This is a genomic window from Duganella rivi (genome assembly GCF_009857435.1).
In the GTDB taxonomy this organism is placed as follows: Bacteria; Pseudomonadota; Gammaproteobacteria; order Burkholderiales; family Burkholderiaceae_D; genus Rugamonas; species Rugamonas rivi.
On the sequence record NZ_WWCK01000005.1, the window covers coordinates 621,970 to 645,468 of the forward strand.

Genomic DNA, 23,499 nt, shown 5'->3' on the forward strand with positions numbered 1-23,499 from the left:
AGCTAAGAGAGAGACATGGCTGTAGTAACGATGACCGAATACGGCGCCCTGCCGGCAGTACAACTTACCGCAGCCGATGGCGCACAAGCGACGGTATCCCTGTTTGGCGCGCACCTGCTGTCGTGGAAAACCGCCGACGGCAAGGAGCGTTTGTTCGTCAGCACGCAAACGCCGCTGGACGGCAGCAAGGCAATCCGCGGCGGCGTACCGGTGATCTTCCCGCAATTTAATGTGCGCGGCCCAGGCCTGCGCCACGGCTTTGCGCGCGTCAGCACCTGGCGCCTGACCGGCAACGGCGGCGATGGCGGCAGCTCCTTCATCGAATTCGGCTTGAATCAAGACGATCTGTCGGCGGAACACGCGCAGGCATGGCCGCACGCATTTGAACTCACGCTGCGCTTCACGCTGCACGGCGATGCACTGGACTTCGCGTACACTGTGCACAACAGCGGCGCGCAGGAATTCCCGTTCGGCGTGGCGCTGCACACCTACTACGATGTCGGCCACCTTGATGCGACCAGCATCAGCGGCTTGCAGCACCAGCAGTACACCGACCATCACCTCAACACGCGCACGCAGGAATATCCGGCGCTGCACTTCACCGAGAAGCACGACCGCCTGTACCAATCCACGCCGGCGCTGACGCTGAACACGGCCAACGCCACGCTGCGCCTGGAGCAGCAGGGCTTTAGTGAATGGGTGGTGTGGAATCCGGGTCAGGACGACGCCAAAGCCTTGGTGGATTTGGCCGATGACGAGTACCAGCGCTTCGTCTGCATCGAGCCGGCGCGCATCGACCAGCAGCCGCTGGCAGCCGGCACCACCTGGGCCGGCAAACATACCATCAGCGTTTAATTCGACTCTTTAATGATGCGGCCGGAGCCAGGCTGCACCGGGCGCGCGTTCAGCGGATACAGACGGCTGAACAGCGCCATTTGCTGCGGCGACGCTTGCACCGGCTCTTTCATCACGATCCACAGCACGCCTTCCTGGCATGGCGGCGTGGTCATGGAGCCCATGAAGGTGTAGTAGTCTCGGCGCGCCGGCAGCAGATCCAGCGGATCGAGCACGGTCGACGGCGCAGCGGTCTCGTATTTTTCCAGCGGCAGATTATTCCACACGGTTTGAATCACCGGCTGCGGCTTGCCGCGCTCCAGCAGCAGCGCCACCATCGCGATGCGGCCCTCCGCATCCTTGTGCACCAGGTGCACCACCATCTCATAACCCTTGCCGTTGATACGCTCTTCCGATGGGCGATGGAAGTGGAACTGGATCAGCTCATACATGCGGTTGCCGACGTTGATGAAGTTGCCGCCGCCGACCATCACTTGCACGGTCTTGCCGTTGTCCGTCACGTTGAACGAGGATGGGTGATAGTCGAAGCCGATCTGCTCCAGCTCCACCTTCATGCCGTCGCGGATATCGATCGGCGACTGGCGATTGCCGGTGCCGCACTTGGCCCAGGCAGGATTGATCTTGCCCCAGTTGGCCGGGCCGCTTTCGCCTTCATACGACCACACATTGCTGTACACCTTGGGCTTGGCCGCTTCCGCAGCGGCCTTGGCTGCCGCGTCTTTCTTGGCCTTGGCCGCCGCCGCCACGCGCGCGGCCTGGTTGGCGCGCATGATGGCCAGCCGCTCCTGAATGCGGGCCGATAAATCCGCTTCGGCCTGCGCTTCCTTTTCGCGCTCGGTCAATTTGCGCGGCGGCGCAGACGACGAACCGGAGGCCGCGGAACCGGACGAAAGCGCGCCCGCCGCACCGCCCAGCGCCGATTTCGCGGACGGCGAAATGAGCGGGTCGTTTGCGCCGCTCGCTGCGGAAACGACGCAGCAGCAGGCAATCAAGGGAAGGACGAGAGAGCGCATGGGTATCCAGAAATCACAATGTCAGTCTGGTATACGGATGCTTTAGGGAAAAACTTGAGAGGAGATGGCCGCGCGGGGTGAATTTCTTTCTAAAACGTCACGCTGCGGCGGCCGCGCAGCGTGCGTTCATGCGGGTTTCAGCGGCTTTGCATGCGGCGCGACAGTTTGTACACGCCGCCAATCGCCATCGGCACAACCGCCACGCCCACGCCGACCAGCACGATCTCGGTCAGGTGCTCGCGCACGATAGGGATATTGCCGAAGAAGTAGCCGGCGGTGGTCAGCATCACCACCCACAGGATAGCGCCGGTGAAGTTGTACAGCTGGAAGCGGGCAAACGTCATGTCCGATACGCCGGCCACGAACGGCGCGAAAGTACGCACCACCGGCACGAAGCGCGCCAGCACGATGGTCTTGCCGCCGTGTTTTTCGAAGAAATCGTGGGTTTTCTTGAGGGCGTCTTTATTGATCCAGCGGTAGTCGTGGGTAAACACCTTTTGCCCGACCTTCTCGCCGATCCAGTAATTGACGGTGTTGCCGGTAATGGCCGCCGTGGTCAGCAGGAACATCAGCAGCGGTAAATTCATTTCGCCCACCGCGCACAGCGCGCCGGCGATGAACAGCAGGGTATCTCCAGGGAAGAAGAACAGCACCACCAGGCCGGTCTCGGCGAAGATGATGGCGAACAGAACGACGTAAATCAGCGTCCCGTATTGTTGGATCAGCACTTCCAGAGTCTTGTCGACATGAAGGATCATGTCAAAAAATTGCATAAAATCCATATTCTTCCCATAAAGTGAGCGCCGGAATCATACACCACCGGGGCCGTGCGGCGGCGGTTTCCTAGCGATTAATATCCAGTTTACAATCGTCTCACGTCCCGCAGCAAGCGGGTTCGCTTAACCGAGGAGATTTGGATGGCTTTATCCCGCAGCTTCCGTGTTTTATCCCTGTCCGGCCTGTCGCTGATCGCGACTGCGGCCACCGTGACCGCCACCGCCGCCGACCTGCCGGTACGCCCTAGCGCCGGCGAAATCATTAAAACTTCCAAGCCGTCCGACTGGCGGCCGCTCGATCCGGCCAACACCCTGTATATGGAGCTGCCGGGCGGCCGCGTGGTGATCGAGCTGGCGCCCGATTTTGCGCCGCTGGCCATCGCCAATATCAAGACGCTGGTGAAAGAACACTATTTCGACGGGCTGGCGGTCAACCGCTCGCAGGATAACTATGTGGCGCAATGGGGCGATCCGAACGCCGAAACCTCGCCGAAATCACTGGGCAGCGCCAAAGCCAAGGTGCCGGGCGAGTTCTCGGTGCCGATCGCGAACGACAAGCGCTTTGTGCGCCAGAAGGACTTTGACGGCTACGCGCCGCAGATCGGCCACTCGAACGGTTTCCCGGTGGGCCGCGATCCCAAGGCCGGCACCACTTGGCTGGCGCACTGCTACGGCATGGTCGGCGTCGGCCGCGATAACGACACCGACAGCGGCAGCGGCGCCGAGCTGTATGCGGTGAACGGCCACGCACCGCGCCACCTCGACCGCAATATCACGGTGGTGGGACGCGTGGTATCCGGCATGCCGCTGCTGGCGACCCTGCCGCGCGGCGGCGAGACCATGGGCTTCTACGGCCCGAAAGAAGCGCGCACGCCGATTATCTCGGTGCGGCTGGCGGCCGAGGTGCCGGAGGCGGAACGCAGCCATCTGGAAGTGATGCGCAGCGAGGCGCCGATCTACCAGAAAGTGATCGAAGCGCAACGCAACCGCGGCGGCCCGTGGAATAAGTACGCGGCCAACTACGTGGAGCTGTGCAACGCCACAATCCCGGTGCGGGAGACGCCCAAGTTATAATCCCGGGATGAACGCGCCAGACACCTCCGCCCGCACCCCACGCCCGATTCAGGCACTGCCTGACCAGTTGATTTCCCAGATCGCCGCCGGCGAGGTGGTTGAACGCCCGTCTGCGGTGGTCAAGGAGCTGCTGGAGAATGCGCTGGATGCGGGTGCCACGCAGATTACCGTGCGGCTGGAGGAAGGCGGTGTGAAACGCATCGCCATCACCGACAATGGCCGCGGCATTCCGCCCGAGCAGATGCCGCTCGCGCTGGCGCGCCACGCCACCTCCAAGATCGCGTCCTTGCAGGACTTGGAAAACGTCGGCACGCTGGGCTTCCGTGGCGAGGCGCTGGCGTCGATTGCCTCGGTAGCGCAGGTGACCATCACCTCGCGCACCGCCGACGTGGCGCATGCCTGGGAAATCGAAGGCTCGCACCTGGCCACGCCAACGCCGTCTTCGGGCGCGCTAGGCACCACCATCGACGTCAAAGACCTGTACTACAACACGCCGGCGCGCCGCAAATTCCTCAAGTCCGAGCAGACCGAGTACGGCCACTGCGCGGAAGTGGTGCGCCGCATTGCGCTGGCGCGGCCGGATGTGTCGTTCCAGCTGACGCACAACGGCCGCACGGTCGATCATTGGAACGTGAGCGAAATCGCGCGCCGCAGTGCGCAAATCCTGGGCGACGGCTTTGCCGAGGCGCGCCTGCCGGTGGATGAGACGATCGGGCCGCTGCGCCTGCACGGTTACATCGGTTTGCCGACCGCTTCCAAGGCGCGCGCCGACGGCCAGTTCTTCTACGTGAATGGCCGCTTCGTGCGCGACAAGGTGCTGGTGCACGCCGTCAAAGCCGCTTACCAGGACGTGTTGCATGGCGACCGCTTCCCGTCATACGTGCTGTCGCTGGACATGGATCCGGCGCTGGTGGACGTCAACGTGCACCCGTCGAAAATTGAAGTGCGCTTCCGTGATGGACGCGCGGTGCACCAGTGTGTATTCCACGCCGTGCAGCGCGCATTGGCGCAAACCTCGGCCACCTCGCACGGCAGCGTGCCGTCGCCGCTGCCGGCTGCCGATAGCCTGAACGCCACGCCTGCATGGCGCGGCGAGCAAACCTCGTTCGGCCCATTGCTGGCGCCGGACTATACGCCGACCTTCTCGCCATCGCCGTTTGGCTCGCGCAGCGCGGATACCGGCAGCGTCAGCACCTCCTACACGCCGCCACGCTTTACCGCCGAAGGCGGCGTCGCACAAAGCCTGGAAAACTACGGCGCCATGTTCCGCGACAGCGACCGCCCAGCCATCGACCGCAGCACCGCCGATATGTCGCTGCCGCAGGCCAGCAGCTTCACTGTCTCCGCCGCCGCGATGGCGCAGGAAGAATTCCCGCTCGGCTTCGCGCTGGCGCAGCTGCACGGCATCTACATCCTCGCGCAGAACGCCAAAGGTCTGGTGCTAGTCGACATGCACGCCGCTCACGAACGCATCCTGTACGAGCAACTGAAGAATGCCTTGAATAGCCGCGTGGCCGGCGAAGAGATGCAGGTGCAACCGCTGCTGATCCCGATCACCTTCTATGCGGACGCAGTGGAAGTCGGCACCGCCGAAGAACATCAGGAAACCTTGCAGGCATTGGGCTTCGACATTGCCGTACTGTCGCCAACCACGCTGGCAGTACGCTCCGTGCCAGTGCTGCTGAAGAACGCCGACGCCCAGACGCTGGCCCGCGACGTCCTGCGCGATGTGCGCGAATTCGGCGGCTCGCGCGTGCTGATCGAACGCCAGAACGAACTACTCGGCACCCTCGCCTGCCACACCGCCGTGCGCGCCAACCGCATCCTGTCGCAGCAGGAGATGAACGCCCTGCTACGCCAGATGGAAATCACCGAGCGTGCCGACCAGTGCAACCATGGCCGCCCGACCTGGGTGCAGGTTGAAATCAACGCCCTCGATAAGCTTTTCCTGCGCGGTCAATAATCATGAGTACCAAACCACTGGCCGTCGCCATCATGGGCCCGACGGCATCGGGCAAAACCGCCTCCGCGCTGGCGATTGCGGAGCGCATCCCGTCCGAGATCATCTCGGTCGATTCGGCGCTGGTGTATCGCGGCATGGACATCGGCACCGCCAAGCCAACGCGCGAAGAACTGGCCGCCGTGCCGCACCACCTGATCGACATCATCGATCCGCTGGATTCGTACTCGGTGGCGCAGTTTCGCAAGGATACGCTGCGACTGGTAGAAGAGATCAGCGCGCGCGGCAAATTGCCGTTGCTGGTCGGCGGCACCATGCTGTATTTCAAAGGCCTGGCGGATGGGCTGGACGACCTGCCCGGCGCCGATCCCGAGGTACGCGCCGCGCTTGATGAAGAAGCGGCCCGTCTCGGCTGGCCCGCCATGCACGCGCGCCTGGCCGCCGTTGATCCTGAAACTGCGGCCCGCCTTGCGCCGGCCGATTCGCAGCGCATCCAGCGCGCGCTGGAAATCTACACGCTGAGCGGCAAGCCGATGTCCGAGCTGCTGGCCTTGCGCGAGAAAACCGAACTGCCGTTTGATCTGCTGTCGTTTGCGCTGGAGCCATCGGATCGCGCCGTGCTGCACAAGCGCATCGCGCGCCGCTTCGACATCATGCTGGAGGAGAGCCCGCAGGGTAATCTCATCACCGAAGTGGAAGCGCTGCGCAAGCGTGGCGATCTGCATCTCGGCCTGCCGTCGATCCGCTGCGTTGGTTATCGCCAGGCGTGGGAATACCTCGACGGCGCCATCGACTACGCGACGATGCGCGAGACCGGCATCATCGCCACGCGCCAACTGGCCAAGCGCCAGCTGACGTGGCTGCGCTCCATGCCGGAGCGCGTGGTGCTGGATTGCCTCGGCCCGAATCCGGCCGGCGCCATGCTGGCGCAGATTGCCGAGCGCCTTGGCTGATCAATGCTTGGGCGGCTCGCCGCTCATGTGCACCAGTTCCCACAGGTGGCCGTCGAGGTCTTGATAACCGTGGGCGTACATAAAGCCATGGTCTTGCGGCTCCTTGTAGGTGCTGCCACCGGCTTCGACGGCCTTGGCCACCATGGTCTCCACCGCCGCGCGCGATTCCAGTCCCAGACATAGCAGCACCTCGGTCGAAGCGCGCGCGTCGGCCACCGGTTTCGGCGTAAACTCCTTGAAACGGGCTTCGGTCAGGAGCATGACGTAGATATTCTCGGCCACGATCATGCAGGTGGCGGTGTCGTCGGTATAATTCTGGTTGAAGCTGTAGCCGAGATGCGTGAAGAACTTGATCGATGCCGGCAAATCGCGCACCGGCAGATTCACAAAAATATTGGTCGCCATATCGTCTCCCGTTAAAAAAATGCTCACATCGCAGAATACCAATATGCCAATGTTTTGACGACCGCGACACGATAGGGGGCACTTTTTTCGAAAAAGTGGAGTGGGTTCCTTGACAGTACGAACGCCAGCCCCGATAATGCTGGGCGTTGCAGGTGATATAGCTCAGTTGGTTAGAGCATAGCATTCATAATGCTAGGGTCGGTGGTTCAAGTCCACCTATCACCACCACAGAATTCCATGACAAATGGCCTCACCGGAAACGGCGCAGGCCATTTTGTTTCAGTACCAGTTTCGGTGATATAGCTCAGTTGGTTAGAGCATAGCATTCATAATGCTAGGGTCGGTGGTTCAAGTCCACCTATCACCACCAAATCCTAAAAGCCGTAATCGTTTATACGATTACGGCTTTTTTGTTTTGGCTCGGCATCAACCCTCGTAGGTTTTTTTCCACAACTCGTATAGAAAATTTGCGTTGGCCTATACGATGTCGGCATACCTGCCTGGTCAAATAATCAGGATGTTGATTGTTTGCACTTTGCCCACATAGACAAACACCCACCTTTCATAGACAAACCCAGTTTTTCACCGCCGTCGCACCCCGCCCACAGTTTGATAAAACGTTTTCCTAAATGTGTTGCTCACGTTGCGCGAAGTGTTTAGTCTTGGCTCTGACAGGTCATCAGACAACCTGCACCCTCCCAGATCTAACCACTGAGGAACGACATGAAAAAGAAAATACTGGAGACCATGGTTCCGCTCGCACTGGCGGCCATGTACGCGCCTGCCGCACTGGCGCAGGACAGCAAGGACATCCCGCCGGTTCCAGAACCGGCAGCCAACTCGGACATCACGGTGGTCGTCACCGGCTTCCGTTCCAGCCTTCAGAAAGCGCTTAACCTGAAGCAGCAAGCGATCGGCGTGCGCGACTCCATCGTGGCCGAAGACATCGGCAAATTCCCCGAGGCGAACGTGGCCGAATCGCTGCAGCGCGTGCCCGGCGTGATCCTGAACCGCGACGAATCCTCCGGCGAAGGCCAGCGCATTTCGATCCGCGGCCTGCCGACCGAATACTCGGTCACGACCCTGAACGGCGCCCCGGTCAACACCACCTCCACCGCCACCATCGGCTCGGCCGCGCGCGGCTTCAACTACGACGTCTTCGCGTCCGAACTATTCGGCCGCGTCGACTTCTACAAGTCGCCGCTGGCCGAACTGACCGAGGGCGGCCTGGGTGGTATCGTCGACCTGCAAACGCCGCGTCCCTTCGACAATCCAAAGCGCACCATCCGCTACGGCCTGACCGATACCTACAACACCTCGTCCAAGCACAATGATCCGAACGGCTTCGTACTGTACTCGAACACCTGGGACAAGCTTGGCTTCCTGATCGGCGCTTCGCACTCGGGCAGCATCAACACCCGCTCCGGCTTTGAAGCGACCGGCGGCTACAACAGCTCCTTCAACGGCAGCCAAAGCCCGGTCAAGGGCAACTTCGCACTGGCGCTGGACTTCGACAGCCCGCTCGCCAACCTGGGCGGCTACACCAAAGACCAGGTAGCGAAAGCCTTCCTGCCGCGTATCTACCGCTTCTACGGCTCGCAGAATGAGCGCACGCGCGACGGCCTGGTGTCGTCGGTGCAGTGGAAGACGCCAACGCTGAACATCAGCCTGGACACCATGTACTCCAAGCTGGAAAACACCCGCGCGGAGCAGTTGTTCGGCATCCTGGTGCGCAGCACTGCCACCACCAACCGCAACGCGCCGATTGGTGCCTCTGGCAACAACGGCATCATCCCGCTGAACGTGAAGATCGACCCGGCCACCAATCTGTTGACCGGCACCTTCGGCAACACCACCTACAACGCCGGCGCCGCCTACACCGAAGACGAAACCAAGTTCGGTTACGGCGCCTTGAACGCCAGCTGGAAGGCCAGCAACAAGCTGACGCTGAGCGGACAGGCCAGCCTCAATCAAAGCACCGCCACCAGCGCCACCGGCCAGTTGTCCGGCTACATCTACGGCGCCACCTCGACCATCGATTACGGCAGCGATCACGTCTACCCATCGATCTCCTCCACCAGCAGCTATACCGATCCAAACAGCTGGAGCGGCTTCACCATCAGCAGCGGCAAGACCAAGGAGACCGACAAGGGCAAGCAAGCGCGCGTCGCCGCCGATCTCGATTACGACTTGCCCGCCGGCTGGACTGGCCACCTGAAAACCGGCCTGACTTACGTCGCCACCATCAAGGGCGTCAACAAGCGTAACGGCACCGCGCTGGCCACCGCGAAGTTGAACAGCATCGGCGCGGCCGGCCTGCGCAACGCCATGACCTCGCAACTGCCGATTGATAATCTGGACTTCGGCGCCGGCTGGCCGCATAGCTGGGCGACCTGGAACAGCAACTACTTCTACTCGCAATTCAGCCCCGAGGTGTACAACCCCGATTCTACCTTCCAGCCATCGCAAAGCTTCGCGGCGGAAGAGGATGTGAAGACGGCCTTCGTGCAGTCCGACTTCAAGGGCGAGATCGCGGGCCGCGAGCTGCGCATCAACGCCGGCGTGCGCTACTCCAAGACCGACACCAAGATCGATAACTTCAAGCAGAAAGGCACCAGCCTGGTCTACTCGCCGAATCACGAGCAAGGCTCTTACAGCAATGTGCTGCCGGCGATCAGCAGCGCGTTCGATGTGACGGACAGCTTGATCTGGCGGGCCTCGTGGGGCAAGACCATCACACGTGCCTCGCTGTCCATCATCGCGGCGCAGACAGTCATTCCCAATCAATTCGACACCACCGCCACCTCGGGCAATCCGAACCTGAAGCCGCAGCAATCGAAGAACCTGGACACCAGCCTCGAATGGTACTTCCAGCCCGGCAGCATGCTGTCCGCCGCCGTGTTCCAGAAGAAGCTGACCGACGCCACCGTCGCCAACACCCGCGTGGTGACCTTCGGCTCTTTGGGCTTGCCTGATACGGCGCTGGGCCCGTTGTTCCAGGATGCGAGCGGCCGTGTCGATCCTAACCTGGCGATGACGCTGCGCACTTACACCAACGCCGGCGAGCAAACGCTGAAAGGCTACGAGCTGGCTTACCAGCAGGCCTTCAGCTTCCTGCCTGCGCCATGGAACGGCCTCGGTGCGCTGGCGAGCTACACGCACATCAATCCATTCAACAGCGTGGCGTGGGTGACCAACGGCGGCAAGGTGATCGACGTGAACTCGGTGCCAAAGTACGCCTACAGCACCACAGTCTACTTCGAGCAAGGCCCGTGGGCGGCGCGCATGTCCTACAACTACAAGGACAAATCGCTGCATCCTGACAGCCCACGCAACCTCGGTGATGATTTGATTCGCTGGCGCGCAGGCCGCGGCTACCTTGACGCCAACATCAGCTACAAGATCAGCGACAAGCTGGAGCTGCGTCTCGATGCACTCAACTTGAGCAACACACTGGCCTATGATTACTTCGAAGACGCGAGCGGCCAATACGGCAGCGGCAAGAAGACCCGCATGGACTATGCGAAGTACGATGGCCGCACCATCAAGATCGGCATTCGGGGGAAACTCTAAACTATGATGAAACGACTCTACGCCGCTGCATTGGTGGCGGCTAGCTTGGCCGGCTGCGCTTCGGCGCCGCCGGCAGTCGACACCTCCGAGCAGGAGGTAGTCGGCATTATCAATAAGGTCAACAACTACTGGCAGCAGCGCGAGCCGGCGCAGAAGTGGGCGTTCTGGGATATCGCCGCTTATCACACGGGGAATATCGAGGCCTACCGCATCACCGGCAACAAGGCGTGGCTGAAGTATTCGCAGGACTGGGCCGAGCACAATCAATGGCAAGGCGCCAAGTCTACCAACAAGGCAACGTGGAAGTACCAGTATGGAGAGACCGACGATCACGTGATGTTCGGCGATTGGCAGATCTGCTTCCAGACTTACGCCGACCTGTATCAGCTAGACCGCGATCCAAAAAAAATCGCCCGCGCACGCGAGGTGATGGAGTACCAGATGAGTACTCCGAACAAGGATTACTGGTGGTGGTCGGACGGCTTGTACATGGTGATGCCGGTAATGACCAAGATGTACCACATCACTGGCGATAAAAAGTATCTCGCCAAACTGTACGAATACTTCGACTACTCCAACAGCATCATGTGGGACAAGGACGCGCAGCTGTACTACCGCGATGCGCGCTACGTCTATCCCAAGCATCAAAGCGTGAACGGCAAGAAGGATTTCTGGTCGCGTGGTGACGGCTGGGTGTTTGCCGGTCTCGCCAAGGTGCTGCAAGATCTGCCGATGGATGATCCGCACCGCACTGATTTCGTGGTGAAGTTCCAGGGCATGGCGCAGGCGCTGAAGAAAGCGCAATCAGAGGAAGGCTATTGGACGCGCAGCCTGCTCGATCCGCAGCATGCGCCGGGGCCGGAAACTAGCGGCACCGCGTTCTTCGTGTATGGCTACCTGTGGGGCATCAATAACGGCTTGCTGGAACGTGAAGAGTATCTGCCGGTGGTGCGCAAGGGCTGGCGCTATTTGAGCAAGACCGCGCTGCAAGCGGACGGCAAGATCGGCTACGTGCAGCCGATCGGCGACCGCGCGATACCGGGGCAGGTGGTGGATCAGAATTCGACCACGGCGTTCGGCGTCGGCGCATATCTGCTAGCGTCATCAGAACTGGTACGCCTGCTGCGTCAATAATTACGGAGACTGAATGGAACGACGACACTTTATCAAAGCGTTGGCTGCTAGTTCTGCTGCGGTTTCTGCAGCGGGAGTATCAGCAGCCGATGCTCCCGCTGGCGACGCCCGCGCGCAGCTTGCGGCGCTAGCGCAAAAAATGTCCGAGCCGGTGCTGGCCAACATGGCCGCCGGCACGCTGAAAAAAAACTTCGCCCTCGAAGTCAGCCCAACATGGGATGGCCGCGACAAAGGCGTCGCCTACCTGGAATGCTTCGGCCGCCTGATCGCCGGCATCGCCCCATGGCTTGCCCTGCCCGACGACGGCACGCCGGAAGGCCGCACCCGCAAGCACCTGCACCAACTGGCGCTGCAAAGCTACACCAACTCGGTCGATCCCGCGAACCCAGACTACCTGTCATGGAAAGTCCCCGGCCAAACGCTGGTCGATTCAGCCTACTTCACCAACGCCCTGCTGCGCGCACCGCAAGCGCTGTGGGATCCGCTGGACGCCAAAACCAAACAGCGCATCATCGCCGAAATCAAATCCTTGCGCCGGATCGAACCGCCCTACATCAACTGGATGCTGTTCGCGGCCATGAACGAAGCATGGCTGATGTCCATCGGCGAAGAATTCGACCCGATGCGCATGAACGTCGCCATCCGAAAAATCAACGAATGGTACGTCGGCGACGGCTGGATCAAGGACGGCGACGCCTTCCACTTCGACTACTACAACGCCTTCGTCATGCACCCGATGCTGGTCGAAATCCTCGACGTGCTGGAAGCGAAAAAAGGCGCATTCTGGAACGGCAAACCGGAAGAACTGCGCGCGCAAGCGATCAAGCGCATGCAGCGCTACGGCGAACATCTCGAACGTTTCATCGCCACCGACGGCAGCTTCCCGCCAATAGGCCGCTCGCTCACCTACCGCACCGCCGCCTTCCAGCCTTTGGCGCTACTGGCGCTACGCAAGCAGCTGCCGAAAAGCCTGCCCGAAGGCCAAGTCCGCGCCGCGCTGCAAGCGGTGCACAAGGCCGTGTGGTCGGCGCCGTCCAACTTCACCAAGGACGGCTACCTGACCATCGGCTTCGTCGGCGCGCAGCCGGAGCTGGGCGACTGGTACTCCAACAACGGCAGCATGTATATCGCCTCCGCCAGCCTGCTGCCATTGGGCTTGCCGGCGACCGACAGCTATTGGACGTCACCGGCGCAGGATTGGACGCAGAAGAAAGCCTTCGCCGGCGCGCGCTTCCCCAAAGACTACCCCGTGAATTACTAAATGACGATCATCTCCGCATCCCGCCGCCGCGTACTGCATGGCGCAGGCGCAGCGGCAGCAGCGGGCGCCATCGGCAGCCTGCTGCTACCGATGTCCGCACAAGCCGCCGCGCGCTTTACCATCAGCGACACCGACTTCCTGCTGGACGGCCAGCGCCTGCAAATCCGCTGCGGCGAAATGCACTTCGCCCGCGTGCCGCGCGAATACTGGCAGCACCGCCTCAAAGCCATCAAGGCGATGGGCCTCAACACCGTCTGCGCCTACCTGTTCTGGAACTATCATGAGTGGCGCGAAGGCCGCTTTGATTGGCAAGGCCAGCGCGATGCGGCAGAGTTCTGCAAGCTCGCACAGCAAGAAGGCTTGTGGGTCATCCTGCGTCCCGGCCCATACGCCTGCGCTGAGTGGGAAATGGGCGGCCTTCCATGGTGGCTGCTGAAGCAACCGGGCGACGCTTTCCTGCGCACGCGCAACGCCGCCTTCGTGCAGCCGGCACGCCACTACATGAAGGAAGTGGGCCGCGTCCTCGGCCCGCAGCAAATCACGCATGGCGGCCCGATACTGATGGTGCAAGTCGAGAACGAGTACGGCTTCTTCGGCGAAGACCTGGACTACATGCGCGACATGAAACGCATGCTGCTCGATGCCGGTTTCGACGTGCCGCTGTTCCAGTGCAATCCGACCAACGCGGTGGTCAAGTCGCACATCGACGGCCTGTTCAACGTGGTGAACTTCGGCAGCGATCCGGTGGCAGGCTTCAAAGTGCTGGATCAAGTACAGAAAGGCCCGCGCATGTGCGGCGAGTACTACTCCGGCTGGTTCGATACGTGGGGCGCACCGCACCGCCGTGGTTCCGCCAACGGTGCGGTGGCGGACATCCAGACCATGTTGAAGGCCAACGGCTCCTTCAGCCTGTACATGGCGCATGGCGGCACCAGCTTCGGCTTGTGGGGCGGCTGCGACCGTCCCTTCCGTCCCGACACCAGCAGCTACGACTACGACGCGCCGATCAGCGAAGCCGGATGGACCGGCGAGAAGTTCACAGCCTACCGGGAAGGTATCAAGCCCTTCCTGCAGGCCGGTGAAACGCTGCCGCCGCCACCGCCGCAAAATCCCGTCATCAGCATCGCGCCATTTTCGCTGAAAGAGTCCTGCGCGGTAAGCGCCGCCCTGCCCGCGAACGGCATCAAGGCCGTATCGCCGCTGCCGATCGAACAGTACGACATCAGCCGCGGCTTGGTCTCCTACCGCGTGACGCTGCCCGCCGGTCCGGCCGGCACGCTGGAAGCAGCCAAGGTGCGCGACCTGGCATGGGTCAGCATCGACGGCAAGCAAATCGGCACCATGGACACGCGCTATCGCCGTTTCAGCGTTGACATCCCCGCGCGCAGCATACCGGTAACGCTGGAGATCCTGCTGTACACTATCGCCCGCGTGAACTTCGGCGTCGAGATCCACGATCGCAAAGGCCTGCATGGGCCGGTGCGCTTCAACGGCCAGCCGCTGGAAAACTGGGACATCCGCGCCATCGATTTCGATGCTGACGGCGTGCTGCCGCCGCTGACGTGGAAGACCGGCCGCACGCAAGGCGCGGCCTTCTGGCGCGGCAGCTTCGACGCCGCACAAACCGGCGATACCTTCCTCGACATGTCGAGCTGGGGCCAAGGCATCGTATGGATCAACGGCCGCTGCCTAGGACGCTACTGGAGCATCGGCCCGACGCAGACCATGTACCTGCCCGGCCCATGGCTGCAACGCGGACGCAATGAAGTCGTGGTGCTGGACCTCACCGGCCCGCGCAGCGCACGCATCGCTGGATTGAAAACACCTATCCTCGACCAACTGCATCCAGAGCTGGACCTGCCACGCCCACCAAGCAAAGTGAAGCCGGCGCTGGATGGCGTTAAGCCGGCATACGAAGGCGAATTCGCACGCGGTGCAGCAGTGCAGGACGTAGTCTTTGCGCAGCCGGTAAAAGGCCGCCAATTCTGCCTCGAATCGCTGGACGCCTTCGACGGCAAACAGTACGCCGCTGTCGCCGAACTGGCGCTGCTGGGCACAGACGGCAAGCCGCTCAACCAATCCAACTGGACCATCGCCTACGCCAGCAGCGAAGAAGCCACCAAGGAAGACGGCGGCGCCCTCAACGCCATCAACGGCCAAGCCACCGATCATTGGCACACGGCCTACAGCGGCAAGGCGGCGGCCAGCAGCAAGCATCCGCACCAACTGATCATCGATCTGGGCACGGATGCCACTGTGGCCGGCCTGCGTTATACGCCGCGCCAGGGGCCGGACAACGTCACTGGCCGCATCTGGCACTTCCGCGCTTACATCGGCCAGTTGGTCACGGCCCCTTAGCTCAATAGCGGACGTACTCGATGCCAAGGTTAATCGCCGGCGCAACCTGCTGGCGATTTTCCTGACTGTCCGCGAAGTTCAACAACAGTCCTTCCGGCGTCAAGCCACTGTTCAATGCATTCAACCAGTAGTTATAGCCTCCCGCGTCGCCCTCGCGATGCAGCGTGTTGTTGTACATCGCACGCACCAGTTGGTCCTTGGTCGGCGTCTGTCCATACAGATCCTTGAATTCCTTCGACGCGGTAAATGCCGCGGCGATGGCAATGGCTGGAGTATTGCCATCGAGCGCCTTCAACCAGTAACCCAGTCCCGCAGCATCAGGCTTGCGGTTGAATGCGGCCTGATACAAGCGATAAGCGGCACCCGCCTTGCCATCGACATCGAACGCCAGGCTGACATCGGTGAAATTCAGCCGGAATGGATTGCGCACAGTTTGCACACCATCGTTACCCACCATGTCGGTGAAGACATAGCCGGCATCGGTCTTGGTCACGCTGTAATTGGCGCGCTTGCCGGTGAAGACTGCGCCATCTACATACAGCGAGGCGCCTGGCCCCCAGTCGCCGTAGTAAAGCGACTGATACTGAGTACGGCCGTACAACACATAATCGCCAGCCTGGTCGAAATCGACCGCGATACTGCCGCTGGCCGGCACCGCATAGGTCTGCTCATTCACCAATGCGCTGCTGTCCCTGAGGGCGATGTCGCTGACGTTCCAGCCGCAATCGCTGCAAGTGTACACCCGGCCGCTCTGCGTCACCGCCAGGCGCAGCTTGATCTTGCGGCCGGCGTAGGCGGCCAGGCTGACCTGCACCTGGCGCGCACTGGAAGGGGAATCGGTGCCGGCTTCGGAATAGGCGTCGCTCCAGCTGCTGCCGTCATCTTCCGACACCTGCACCCGTAGCACCTCCTGCAGGGCGGCGTAACCGGTCGAACGCGTAAAGCTGATCGACGCCCCGCTACCCAGCATCAACTGCGAAGCATAAACCAGGCTAGGGTCGCGGAAGTCCGAGGTATGCCGCAGCGAGAAGCGGGCGCCGGCCAGCGGGTCGTAGCCGACCGGTGAGCCGGACAGCCATGCGCCGGCAGCGTTGGCGGGATTATAGGAAGTTGCCGGCACACTGCGGCGCTGGTATTGCCTGATCTGGTAGCCGGAGGCGCCGGCCATGGGCTCTACCGCCATCGTCGACGATGTGCCCAGCGTGGCCTGCGCCGGCGGCAGCACGGTGGTACGGATGGCGTTGGGCGTTGCCGTCGCCGGGTCAAACACAACGACATCGTAGGAATAGGTGACCGGCTTACCCTGCACGTAGACATTCGATACCGTCACGCTGTAGCGCTGATCGGCGGCCGGCTTGGTACGCGGCATATCATCAAGATGGGTCGACAACTTCCATGCCAGTGTGTTCTCGCCATAGCCGTCATGGACCTCTTCCTGCACCACCGGCACATTGGCGCCGGCCAGCGTCATCACCACCTTGGCCTGTTTGAAGTCGGCATTCGGATAGGAGATGGACCAGCGGGGATAGACCACCTGGTAAGGCACGTAACCGCGCGGCGGCCAGGCCACGTAATCGTCCCGCACCTTGGGCCGCACGCCGCCATACTCGGCGGTGACAGTCCACAGCGCATTGGCGCCGTAATAGGTGACGCCATTGACCGTGCCGCCGGGAACGCTGCCGGAGCCGAAGTAGGTATTCTGAGGATAAAGCACCCAGCGCCGGTGGCCCAGCGGCGCGTTGCTGTCGCCGTAATCAAAGATGTATGAATCGATTCCTTGCACGCCGGCAGCCATCGACAGGTTCGAGTGTCCGGCGGCATCGGCGCCAGCGGCGGTGTAGCTCTTCCACGACGTATCCGGGTAATGCGACAGCTTGCCGTTCACGCTCATCATCATGGCCGCTTCCTGATCCTTGGCGCTCAGGTTCGCATCCAGCGTAACGTTCGACGGCACACCGGCCATGGCGCGGAACCAGTTGATGCGCAAAGCGGTGGAATCTTGATAGGCCTGGCTGACGGTGCCGGCGGCGCCGGTGGCGTAACTGCCGGTCCAGTTCATCGGCGCTTCAGGAATGCCCAGGTAGATGCCGTTGAAGAAGCGCCGCACCGATTCCCGGTCCTGCAGATCGACTTGCAGGCTGTCGCCCGCAGCGCCCATGCGCTGGCGCCTTCCTTTGGCAGCGGCGCGCAGTTGCTCCAGGTCGCTGACCTGGTCGATGCGCAGCGCGCTGTCCAGCATCTGGGTGGGTACGTTCGCCGCTACTGCGGCCGGAGCACCGCCTTGGGATATCCTGCCTGGCGCGGCGTCCCGGGGCGCATCGGAAGAACCGCCGCACGCGGCCAGCAATACCGCCAGTGCTGCGGCACCCAGTTGAGCATCGTGTTTCACAACTATCCTTTAGTTTCCATTGGGAAACTAAGTATATACGAAATTTACAATGATTTGCCAATTAGCTAAGTCTGTCGCCGGCGCTCAGCTGGCGGTACTGGCTAGGTGTGAGGCCGGTGGTGGCTTTGAATTGGCGGGTGAAGGCGGAGTGGTCGCCGTAGCCGCAGGCCTGGGCGATTTCGGCCACGCTGGCATCGCCGTTCAGCATGCGCGAAGCAGCATCGACACGCGTTTGAATAATCATCTGGCGCGGCGTGAGGTGGAAGATGCGCAGGAAGTAGCGCTCGATCTGCGCCACCGACATATTCGCAATGCGCGCCAGTTCCGGCAGCTGCAAGGGCTGGCCGTACTGCTCATGGATCACGTTCACCGCTGCCGCCACCTTGCGGTAGGCGGGATTTTTTTTATCGGCCATCGCAAGATCGCGCGATATACCCGTGAGGCCGATGATGCGGCCATGCGCGTCGCGCAATGCCGTCTTGCGCGTCAGGCACCAGCCGGGATCGCGGTTGGGATAGAGGTGCAGCTCCAGTTGATCTTCAATGTCGGCATCGCCGGCCAGCACCGCCATGTCCTGCGCGAGATAGGTCTGGCCGAAAGGATGGGCAAACACCTCTGCCGGGGTGCGCCCGATCAGCGCCGATTTGTGCCGCTGGCCGCAACGCTGCACCAGGGTCTGGTTGACTACCACGTAGCGTCCGCCGGCATCCTTCACGAAGAACACCACGTCCGGCAACGCATCGAACAGCCCCTCCGCAAAGAAGGGATCCACGATATGTGCGCCCAATGCACGGCGCACGCTGTCATTGTTGATAGATTCTTTGTGCATGGAGTTTATTGTCCACCATTATGCAGATTTCGTCACTCATCGTGCGCAGACGGTGCAAGACAGGGCGCCGCGCCAAGCCTAAGATTTATAGCATGAAAACCATCTCCATCATCGACTCCCACACCGGCGGCGAACCTACCCGCCTGGTGATAGACGGCGGCCCGGAACTGGGCAACGGCCCACTCAATGAACGCGTGGCCCGCTTGCGCGCCGCCCACGACAACTTCCGCTCCGCCGTGGTGTGCGAGCCGCGCGGCTCGGACGTGCTGGTGGGCGCACTGCTGTGCGAACCGCACGCCCCCGATTGCGCGGCAGGGGTTATTTTCTTTAACAACGTTGGCTATCTCGGCATGTGCGGCCACGGCACCATCGGCCTGGTCGCCTCGCTGGCGTTCATGGGCCGCATCGGGCCCGGCCGCCACCGCATCGATACGCCGGTGGGCGTGGTGGAAGCGGAACTGCATGCCGACGGCAGCGTCACCGTCGATAACGTGGCCTCGTACCGCAGCCGCGCCGCCGTTACGGTCGAGGTGCCGGGCCATGGCCCTGTCACTGGCGATATCGCCTATGGCGGCAACTGGTTCTTCCTGGTTGCCGACCATGGCCTCGAACTGGGCGTGCGCAATGTGGAAGCATTGACCAACTACACCGTGGCCGTCGCCCAGGCGCTGGCCGACCAAGGCATCACCGGCGACAACGGCGCAGTGATCGACCACATCGAATTGATTGCCGATTCGCGCACCGGCGCGGACAGCCAAAGCTTCGTGCTCTGCCCCGGCAAAGCCTACGACCGCTCGCCATGCGGCACCGGCACCAGCGCCAAGCTGGCCTGCCTCGCCGCCGACGGAAAATTGGCCGAAGGCGAATTGTGGAAGCAGGAGAGCGTGATCGGCAGCGTGTTCGACGCCTCCTACCGCTTGCGCGACGGCCAGCTGCTGCCTAGCATTCGCGGCAAGGCGTGGGTCAACGCGCAGGCGCAATTGATCCTCGATCCTACCGACCCATTCGTGTGGGGCATCCGGTGATGAATGTCGATGTGATCGTCGTCGGCGCCGGCATCGTCGGCGCGGCGTGTGCGGATGCGCTCAGTGAGCGCGGGCTGCGCGTGGCGGTCATCGAGCAAGACATCGCCGGCGGCGGCGCAACGGCTGCCGGCATGGGACACCTTGTGGTCATGGACGACAATGCGGCCGAACTGGCGCTGTCGGCCTACTCGCTGTCCCTGTGGAAGGACTTGGTGGGCGACCGCCCGCAGCGCCACGAATACAGCGGCTGCGGCACCATCTGGGTCGCCGCCGATGAAGAAGAAATGCAAGCGGCCTTGGTCAAAGCACAGACGCTGGCCGGCCACGGCCTGCTGTGCGAAGTGCTGACGCCCGCCGCGCTATACGCACGCGAACCGCAACTGCGTCCCGGCCTTGCCGGCGGCCTGTTGGTGCGCGGCGACGGCCTGGTCTACCCGCCCAAGACCACGCGCATCCTGTTGGATCGCGCCATGCGACGCGGCGCCGTTACCAAGCGCGCCACTGTCACGGCCATCGAAGATCACTGCGTGGTGCTGAGCGACGGCGCGCGCCACATCGCACCGAACATCGTGCTGGCAGCCGGTGTGCGTTCCAGCACGCTGCTGCCCGAGCTGCCGATCCAGCCTAAAAAAGGACACCTGGCCATCACCGACCGCTATCCCGGCTTCGTGAAGCACCAGCTGGTGGAACTGGGCTACATCAAGAGCGCGCACGCTGCCAGCGGCGATTCGGTGGCCTTCAATTTGCAGCCCCGCCCTACCGGGCAAATCCTGATCGGCTCCTCCCGCCAGTTCGACACGATCGATCCGGCGGTGGAGCCGGCCATGCTGCAACGGATGCTGCGCCATGCCGCCAGCTTCACGCCGCGCCTGGCGGAGCTGAACGTGGTGCGCACGTGGACAGGCTTTCGCGCCGCCACGCCGGACGGCCTGCCCTTGATCGGCCCTTGCAGCGCAAGGCGCGGCTTGTGGCTGGCAACCGGCCACGAAGGATTGGGCATCACCACCTCGCTCGCCACGGCGCAATTGCTGGCGGGCCAGATGCAAAACGAAAAAATGCGCATCCCGTTTGCGCCGTACTTGCCGGGACGCTTCCATGACTGACACCGCCATCACGCTTTCCATCAATGCTCAAAGCATCAGCGTCGCGCCCGGCGTAACCGTGGCCGCAGCCATCGCCATGAGCGGCAGCGGCGTTACCCGCCACTCGGTCAGCGGCGCTGCGCGCGCGCCCTTGTGCGGCATGGGCGTGTGCCAGGAATGCCGCGTCACCATCGACGGCCGCCCGCACCAGCTGTCGTGCCAGACTTTGTGCGCCGAGGGCATGCATGTGATTACCTTCGGCGAGGCGGCAGCATGAAGCATTTCGATGTATTGATCGTAGGCGCCGGGCCGGCCGGACTGGCGGCGGCGCAGGCGGCGGCAGCGCAAGGTGCGCAGGTTGGGATTATCGATGACAATCCGTTGGCGGGCGGCCAAATCTGGCGCGGCGGTCTTGAGCAGCAAGCCGACCCGCGCGCGCCGCAACTATGGCAAGCCCTAAGCGACGCGCAGAACGTCGAGTTCATGCCGCAAACGCGCGTGATGTATTCGCCGCAGCCCAAGCACCTGCTGGTGCAAACGCCCGCCGCATCGCTCACCCTGCACTATAAAAAACTGATCCTGGCCACCGGCGCGCGCGAGCGCCTGCTGCCCTTCCCCGGCTGGACGCTGCCCGGCGTGACCGGCGCGGGCGGCCTGCAAGCGCTATCCAAAGGCGGCTATCCGCTGGAAGGCAAGCGCGTGGTAGTGGCAGGCAGCGGCCCGCTGCTGCTGGCTGCTGCCGCCACGCTGAAAAGCAAGGGGGCGCAGATTGTCGCCATCATCGAGCAGGCGGGTACGCCGGCGTTGGCGCGCTTTGCGCTTGGCCTGTTGCCTACGCCTTCCAAGATCACGCAAGCGCTGCAACTGGCGTCGGATTTGCGCGGCGTTCCTTATCTGCGCAACAGCTATGTGCACTCGGCGCATGGCGACGGCACGCTGCAATCGGTGCAGGTGCAGCGTGGTGCGGAGCGCGATCAGGAAACCCTGCAATGCGATTACCTCGCTTGCGGCTATGGCCTGCTGCCCAACGTGGAATTGGCGCAGGCCTTGGGCTGCGCCACCGCCAGCAGCAACGGACAAACCGTGGTGGCGGTCGACGAGTGGCAGCAAACCTCGGTTGAAGATATCTACTGTGCCGGCGAAGGCACCGGCGTGGGCGGCGTTGACCTCGCGCTGGCGGAAGGCCGCATCGCCGGTTTCGCGGCCGCCGGTCAACAAGAGCAGGCCAGGCAAGGCTTTGCCCAGCGTGCCAGTTGGCGCCGATTTGCCGAGCGCCTCGCGCGTGCGTTTGTGCTGCGTCCCGAACTGCGCACGCTGGCCGGCGACGACACCATCATCTGCCGCTGCGAAGACGTGTGCCACGCCGAGCTGCGCACCCACACCTCGTGGCGCAGCGCCAAGCTGCAAACGCGCTGCGGCATGGGGCCGTGCCAAGGCCGCATCTGCGGTGGCGCCACCGACATTCTCTACGGCTGGCGGCCGGACGCAGTGCGCCTGCCGATTTCACCCACCCGTATCTCCAGCATCATCGACTAAGCGGAAAGGATTTGGGGTTCATTGCGGATAAAAGGGAATAGCGGGTTTGACGTTGCCTGTCGCAGTAAAAATGCGCGGCACCAACCCAACCCGCACACCGCTGCGGCCAGGGTCAGACCCCGTACGGGGTCTGACCCTTTTGGTCGGGGTGCTTTTTAGGATAGCAAGGTGGTGTCAACGCAGCTCATCTTAAGTACCCCGAAAATCCGTGAAGAACCTTTTAGCTACGCTTGACGGTCGAACCGCGCAGGATCAGTTGCGGCTCGATCATGGTGGTGTTCGGCGGCGCTTTGCCGTCGATGGTGGCGATCAGTTTCTCCATCGCCACCGCGCCCATGCGCTCGCTCTGCAAATCGACCGTGGTTAAAGGCGGAGAAGTGTATAAACCGTATTGAATATTATCGAAGCCGGCCACCGAAATATCTTCCGGCAGCTTGAAGCCCAGGGTCTGCGCCGCTTTCATGAAGCCCAGCGCCATCAAGTCGTTGTAGCAGATCAGCGCATCCGGGTGCTCGGAGCCGAGCATGATGCCCGAGCTGACACGCTCACCTTCCGCCGAAGTCGGCGCTTCGCCTTCGTAGATCTTTAACTCCAATCCCTGCGCCGCCAGGCACTCGCGGATGCCGCCCAGACGCTCCTCGTCGCGGCGCGAACGCGGGAAGCTCAGGTAGGCGATGCGCTTGTGGCCCAGCGACACCAGATGGCGCGTCAGCATGTAAGCGCCGCGATGGTCGTCGCTGATCACCCACGGAATCTCCAGGCGGTTCAAGCGGCCGAAGAACACCAGCGGCTTGCCCAGCTCCGTCATCCAATCCATCTCCGCTTCCAGCATGCGCGAGAACACAATCATGCCGTCCACGCGGCGGCTCAGCGCTTCCAGCAGCGGGCGTTCGCGGCCCGGGTTTTCTTCCGTATCGACCAGCAGCAGCGTGTAGCCGTGCGCCAGCGCAACACGGTTGGCACCCTTGACGATGCTGGTGAAGTGCGGATTGCTGACGTCCAGCACCGACAGGCCGATGCTCTTGGTACGGCCGGTAATCATGGACGCGGCCAGCGGATTGGAACGGTAGCCCAGCTTTGCAATCACTTCCGTGATGGTCGCCTCGACGGCCGGTGAGAACCGCTGCGCGCCATTGACGAACTTGGAGACGGTGGCAGTCGAGACCCCGGCGGCGGTGGCCACGTCACGGATGGTTGCTACGTTTTTTTTCATGTTCAGACGGTCGTATGGCGTGGCGGCTGCTGCGCCGAGGTGACAATCTTATCATGAGGGCAT

General features: G+C 62.4%; 18 protein-coding genes and 2 tRNA genes. 14 read left to right on the forward strand and 6 right to left on the reverse strand.

Annotated elements, in window-relative coordinates; genetic code table 11:
• Window positions 1-15: 15 nt before the first annotated feature.
• On the forward strand, window positions 16-855 hold the full coding sequence (locus GTP45_RS18930; RefSeq protein WP_161015424.1) for a D-hexose-6-phosphate mutarotase: 840 nt from the start codon (window positions 16-18) through the stop codon (window positions 853-855).
• Here GTP45_RS18930 and GTP45_RS18935 read toward each other — a convergent pair.
• Both GTP45_RS18935 and GTP45_RS18940 read right to left on the reverse strand, forming a co-directional pair.
• Complete coding sequence (locus GTP45_RS18935; protein WP_161015425.1) at window positions 852-1,868, reverse strand: carbonic anhydrase; 1,017 nt, start codon at window positions 1,866-1,868, stop codon at window positions 852-854. The two genes, GTP45_RS18930 and GTP45_RS18935, sit on opposite strands and share 4 nt — an antisense overlap.
• 137 nt (window positions 1,869-2,005) lie before the next feature.
• A complete protein-coding gene (locus tag GTP45_RS18940) occupies window positions 2,006-2,650 on the reverse strand; it encodes a VTT domain-containing protein (RefSeq protein ID WP_161015426.1) in 645 nt (214 codons plus the stop codon).
• A gap of 135 nt (window positions 2,651-2,785) precedes the next feature.
• Here GTP45_RS18940 and GTP45_RS18945 point away from each other — a divergent pair, with 135 nt between their 5' ends.
• From GTP45_RS18945 to miaA, 3 genes are read left to right on the forward strand one after another with little or no spacing between them, the layout of a single operon-like run.
• Window positions 2,786-3,718, forward strand: coding sequence for a peptidylprolyl isomerase (locus GTP45_RS18945; protein ID WP_161015427.1), 933 nt, complete (start codon window positions 2,786-2,788; stop codon window positions 3,716-3,718).
• A 7-nt stretch (window positions 3,719-3,725) separates the two neighbouring features.
• Window positions 3,726-5,681, forward strand: coding sequence for a DNA mismatch repair endonuclease MutL (gene mutL / locus GTP45_RS18950; RefSeq protein WP_161015428.1), 1,956 nt, complete (start codon window positions 3,726-3,728; stop codon window positions 5,679-5,681).
• Between the two features lie 2 nt (window positions 5,682-5,683).
• Window positions 5,684-6,631 carry a tRNA (adenosine(37)-N6)-dimethylallyltransferase MiaA gene (gene miaA / locus GTP45_RS18955; RefSeq protein ID WP_161015429.1) on the forward strand — a complete coding sequence of 316 codons (948 nt, stop codon included), beginning with the start codon at window positions 5,684-5,686 and terminating at the stop codon, window positions 6,629-6,631.
• Here the strand turns inward: miaA and GTP45_RS18960 are convergent, their stop codons facing one another.
• Entirely contained in the window at window positions 6,632-7,036 is a 405-nt protein-coding gene (locus GTP45_RS18960) for a VOC family protein (protein WP_161015430.1), read from the reverse strand. It abuts the gene before it with no gap.
• 151 nt (window positions 7,037-7,187) lie between these two features.
• Here GTP45_RS18960 and GTP45_RS18965 point away from each other — a divergent pair.
• The 6 genes from GTP45_RS18965 to GTP45_RS18990 all read left to right on the forward strand — a co-directional run bounded on the left by GTP45_RS18965 (window position 7,188) and on the right by GTP45_RS18990 (window position 15,362).
• Window positions 7,188-7,264 (forward strand) — tRNA-Met (locus GTP45_RS18965).
• Window positions 7,265-7,329: 65 nt separating this feature from the next.
• Window positions 7,330-7,406, forward strand: a tRNA-Met gene (locus GTP45_RS18970).
• Between the two features lie 353 nt (window positions 7,407-7,759).
• Window positions 7,760-10,609: a TonB-dependent receptor gene (locus tag GTP45_RS18975; protein ID WP_161015431.1), complete on the forward strand. Its 2,850-nt coding sequence runs from the start codon at window positions 7,760-7,762 to the stop codon at window positions 10,607-10,609.
• Window positions 10,610-10,612: 3 nt separating this feature from the next.
• Window positions 10,613-11,743 carry a glycoside hydrolase family 88/105 protein gene (locus GTP45_RS18980; protein ID WP_229258531.1) on the forward strand — a complete coding sequence of 377 codons (1,131 nt, stop codon included), beginning with the start codon at window positions 10,613-10,615 and terminating at the stop codon, window positions 11,741-11,743.
• Between the two features lie 13 nt (window positions 11,744-11,756).
• Entirely contained in the window at window positions 11,757-13,004 is a 1,248-nt protein-coding gene (locus GTP45_RS18985; protein WP_161015432.1) for a DUF2264 domain-containing protein, read from the forward strand.
• Entirely contained in the window at window positions 13,005-15,362 is a 2,358-nt protein-coding gene (locus tag GTP45_RS18990; RefSeq protein ID WP_161015433.1) for a beta-galactosidase, read from the forward strand. It begins immediately after the preceding gene.
• A gap of 1 nt (window position 15,363) precedes the next feature.
• Here the strand turns inward: GTP45_RS18990 and GTP45_RS18995 are convergent, their stop codons facing one another.
• Both GTP45_RS18995 and GTP45_RS19000 read right to left on the reverse strand, forming a co-directional pair.
• Window positions 15,364-17,751, reverse strand: coding sequence for a DUF4214 domain-containing protein (locus GTP45_RS18995; protein WP_161015434.1), 2,388 nt, complete (start codon window positions 17,749-17,751; stop codon window positions 15,364-15,366).
• Between the two features lie 61 nt (window positions 17,752-17,812).
• Window positions 17,813-18,580: an AraC family transcriptional regulator gene (locus GTP45_RS19000; RefSeq protein ID WP_161015435.1), complete on the reverse strand. Its 768-nt coding sequence runs from the start codon at window positions 18,578-18,580 to the stop codon at window positions 17,813-17,815.
• Between the two features lie 92 nt (window positions 18,581-18,672).
• Between GTP45_RS19000 and GTP45_RS19005 the strand changes: the two genes are divergently transcribed.
• The 4 genes from GTP45_RS19005 to GTP45_RS19020 are packed head-to-tail and all read left to right on the forward strand — an operon-like array spanning window position 18,673 to window position 22,223.
• Window positions 18,673-19,605 carry a 4-hydroxyproline epimerase gene (locus GTP45_RS19005; RefSeq protein WP_161015436.1) on the forward strand — a complete coding sequence of 311 codons (933 nt, stop codon included), beginning with the start codon at window positions 18,673-18,675 and terminating at the stop codon, window positions 19,603-19,605.
• Complete coding sequence (locus tag GTP45_RS19010; RefSeq protein WP_161015565.1) at window positions 19,605-20,708, forward strand: NAD(P)/FAD-dependent oxidoreductase; 1,104 nt, start codon at window positions 19,605-19,607, stop codon at window positions 20,706-20,708. The genes GTP45_RS19005 and GTP45_RS19010 overlap by 1 nt, the downstream gene beginning before the upstream one ends.
• Window positions 20,701-20,964 (forward strand): (2Fe-2S)-binding protein, encoded by a 264-nt coding sequence (locus tag GTP45_RS19015; protein WP_161015437.1) that lies wholly within the window; start codon window positions 20,701-20,703, stop codon window positions 20,962-20,964. The genes GTP45_RS19010 and GTP45_RS19015 overlap by 8 nt, the downstream gene beginning before the upstream one ends.
• Window positions 20,961-22,223, forward strand: a complete 1,263-nt coding sequence (locus GTP45_RS19020) for an NAD(P)/FAD-dependent oxidoreductase (protein ID WP_161015438.1) — start codon at window positions 20,961-20,963, stop codon at window positions 22,221-22,223. Before GTP45_RS19015 ends, GTP45_RS19020 begins: the two co-directional genes overlap by 4 nt.
• Window positions 22,224-22,443: 220 nt before the next feature.
• Here GTP45_RS19020 and GTP45_RS19025 read toward each other — a convergent pair whose 3' ends face one another.
• On the reverse strand, window positions 22,444-23,436 hold the full coding sequence (locus GTP45_RS19025; protein WP_161015439.1) for a LacI family DNA-binding transcriptional regulator: 993 nt from the start codon (window positions 23,434-23,436) through the stop codon (window positions 22,444-22,446).
• Window positions 23,437-23,499: the final 63 nt, after the last annotated feature.

Excerpts from the sequence above, each read along its gene's own strand:
- mutL (WP_161015428.1), top strand. The coding sequence starts at position 3,726 with ATGAACGCGCCAGACACCTCCGCCCGCACCCCACGCCCGATTCAGGCA.
- GTP45_RS18940 (WP_161015426.1), bottom strand. The coding sequence starts at position 2,650 with ATGGATTTTATGCAATTTTTTGACATGATCCTTCATGTCGACAAGACT.
- GTP45_RS19020 (WP_161015438.1), top strand. The coding sequence starts at position 20,961 with ATGAAGCATTTCGATGTATTGATCGTAGGCGCCGGGCCGGCCGGACTG.
- GTP45_RS18945 (WP_161015427.1), top strand. The coding sequence starts at position 2,786 with ATGGCTTTATCCCGCAGCTTCCGTGTTTTATCCCTGTCCGGCCTGTCG.
- GTP45_RS18935 (WP_161015425.1), bottom strand. The coding sequence starts at position 1,868 with ATGCGCTCTCTCGTCCTTCCCTTGATTGCCTGCTGCTGCGTCGTTTCC.
- GTP45_RS18990 (WP_161015433.1), top strand. The coding sequence starts at position 13,005 with ATGACGATCATCTCCGCATCCCGCCGCCGCGTACTGCATGGCGCAGGC.
- GTP45_RS18930 (WP_161015424.1), top strand. The coding sequence starts at position 16 with ATGGCTGTAGTAACGATGACCGAATACGGCGCCCTGCCGGCAGTACAA.
- GTP45_RS19025 (WP_161015439.1), bottom strand. The coding sequence starts at position 23,436 with ATGAAAAAAAACGTAGCAACCATCCGTGACGTGGCCACCGCCGCCGGG.
- GTP45_RS19005 (WP_161015436.1), top strand. The coding sequence starts at position 18,673 with ATGAAAACCATCTCCATCATCGACTCCCACACCGGCGGCGAACCTACC.
- GTP45_RS19010 (WP_161015565.1), top strand. The coding sequence starts at position 19,605 with ATGAATGTCGATGTGATCGTCGTCGGCGCCGGCATCGTCGGCGCGGCG.
- miaA (WP_161015429.1), top strand. The coding sequence starts at position 5,684 with ATGAGTACCAAACCACTGGCCGTCGCCATCATGGGCCCGACGGCATCG.
- GTP45_RS18975 (WP_161015431.1), top strand. The coding sequence starts at position 7,760 with ATGAAAAAGAAAATACTGGAGACCATGGTTCCGCTCGCACTGGCGGCC.
- GTP45_RS18980 (WP_229258531.1), top strand. The coding sequence starts at position 10,613 with ATGATGAAACGACTCTACGCCGCTGCATTGGTGGCGGCTAGCTTGGCC.
- GTP45_RS18960 (WP_161015430.1), bottom strand. The coding sequence starts at position 7,036 with ATGGCGACCAATATTTTTGTGAATCTGCCGGTGCGCGATTTGCCGGCA.
- GTP45_RS19000 (WP_161015435.1), bottom strand. The coding sequence starts at position 18,580 with ATGCACAAAGAATCTATCAACAATGACAGCGTGCGCCGTGCATTGGGC.
- GTP45_RS18985 (WP_161015432.1), top strand. The coding sequence starts at position 11,757 with ATGGAACGACGACACTTTATCAAAGCGTTGGCTGCTAGTTCTGCTGCG.
- GTP45_RS19015 (WP_161015437.1), top strand. The coding sequence starts at position 20,701 with ATGACTGACACCGCCATCACGCTTTCCATCAATGCTCAAAGCATCAGC.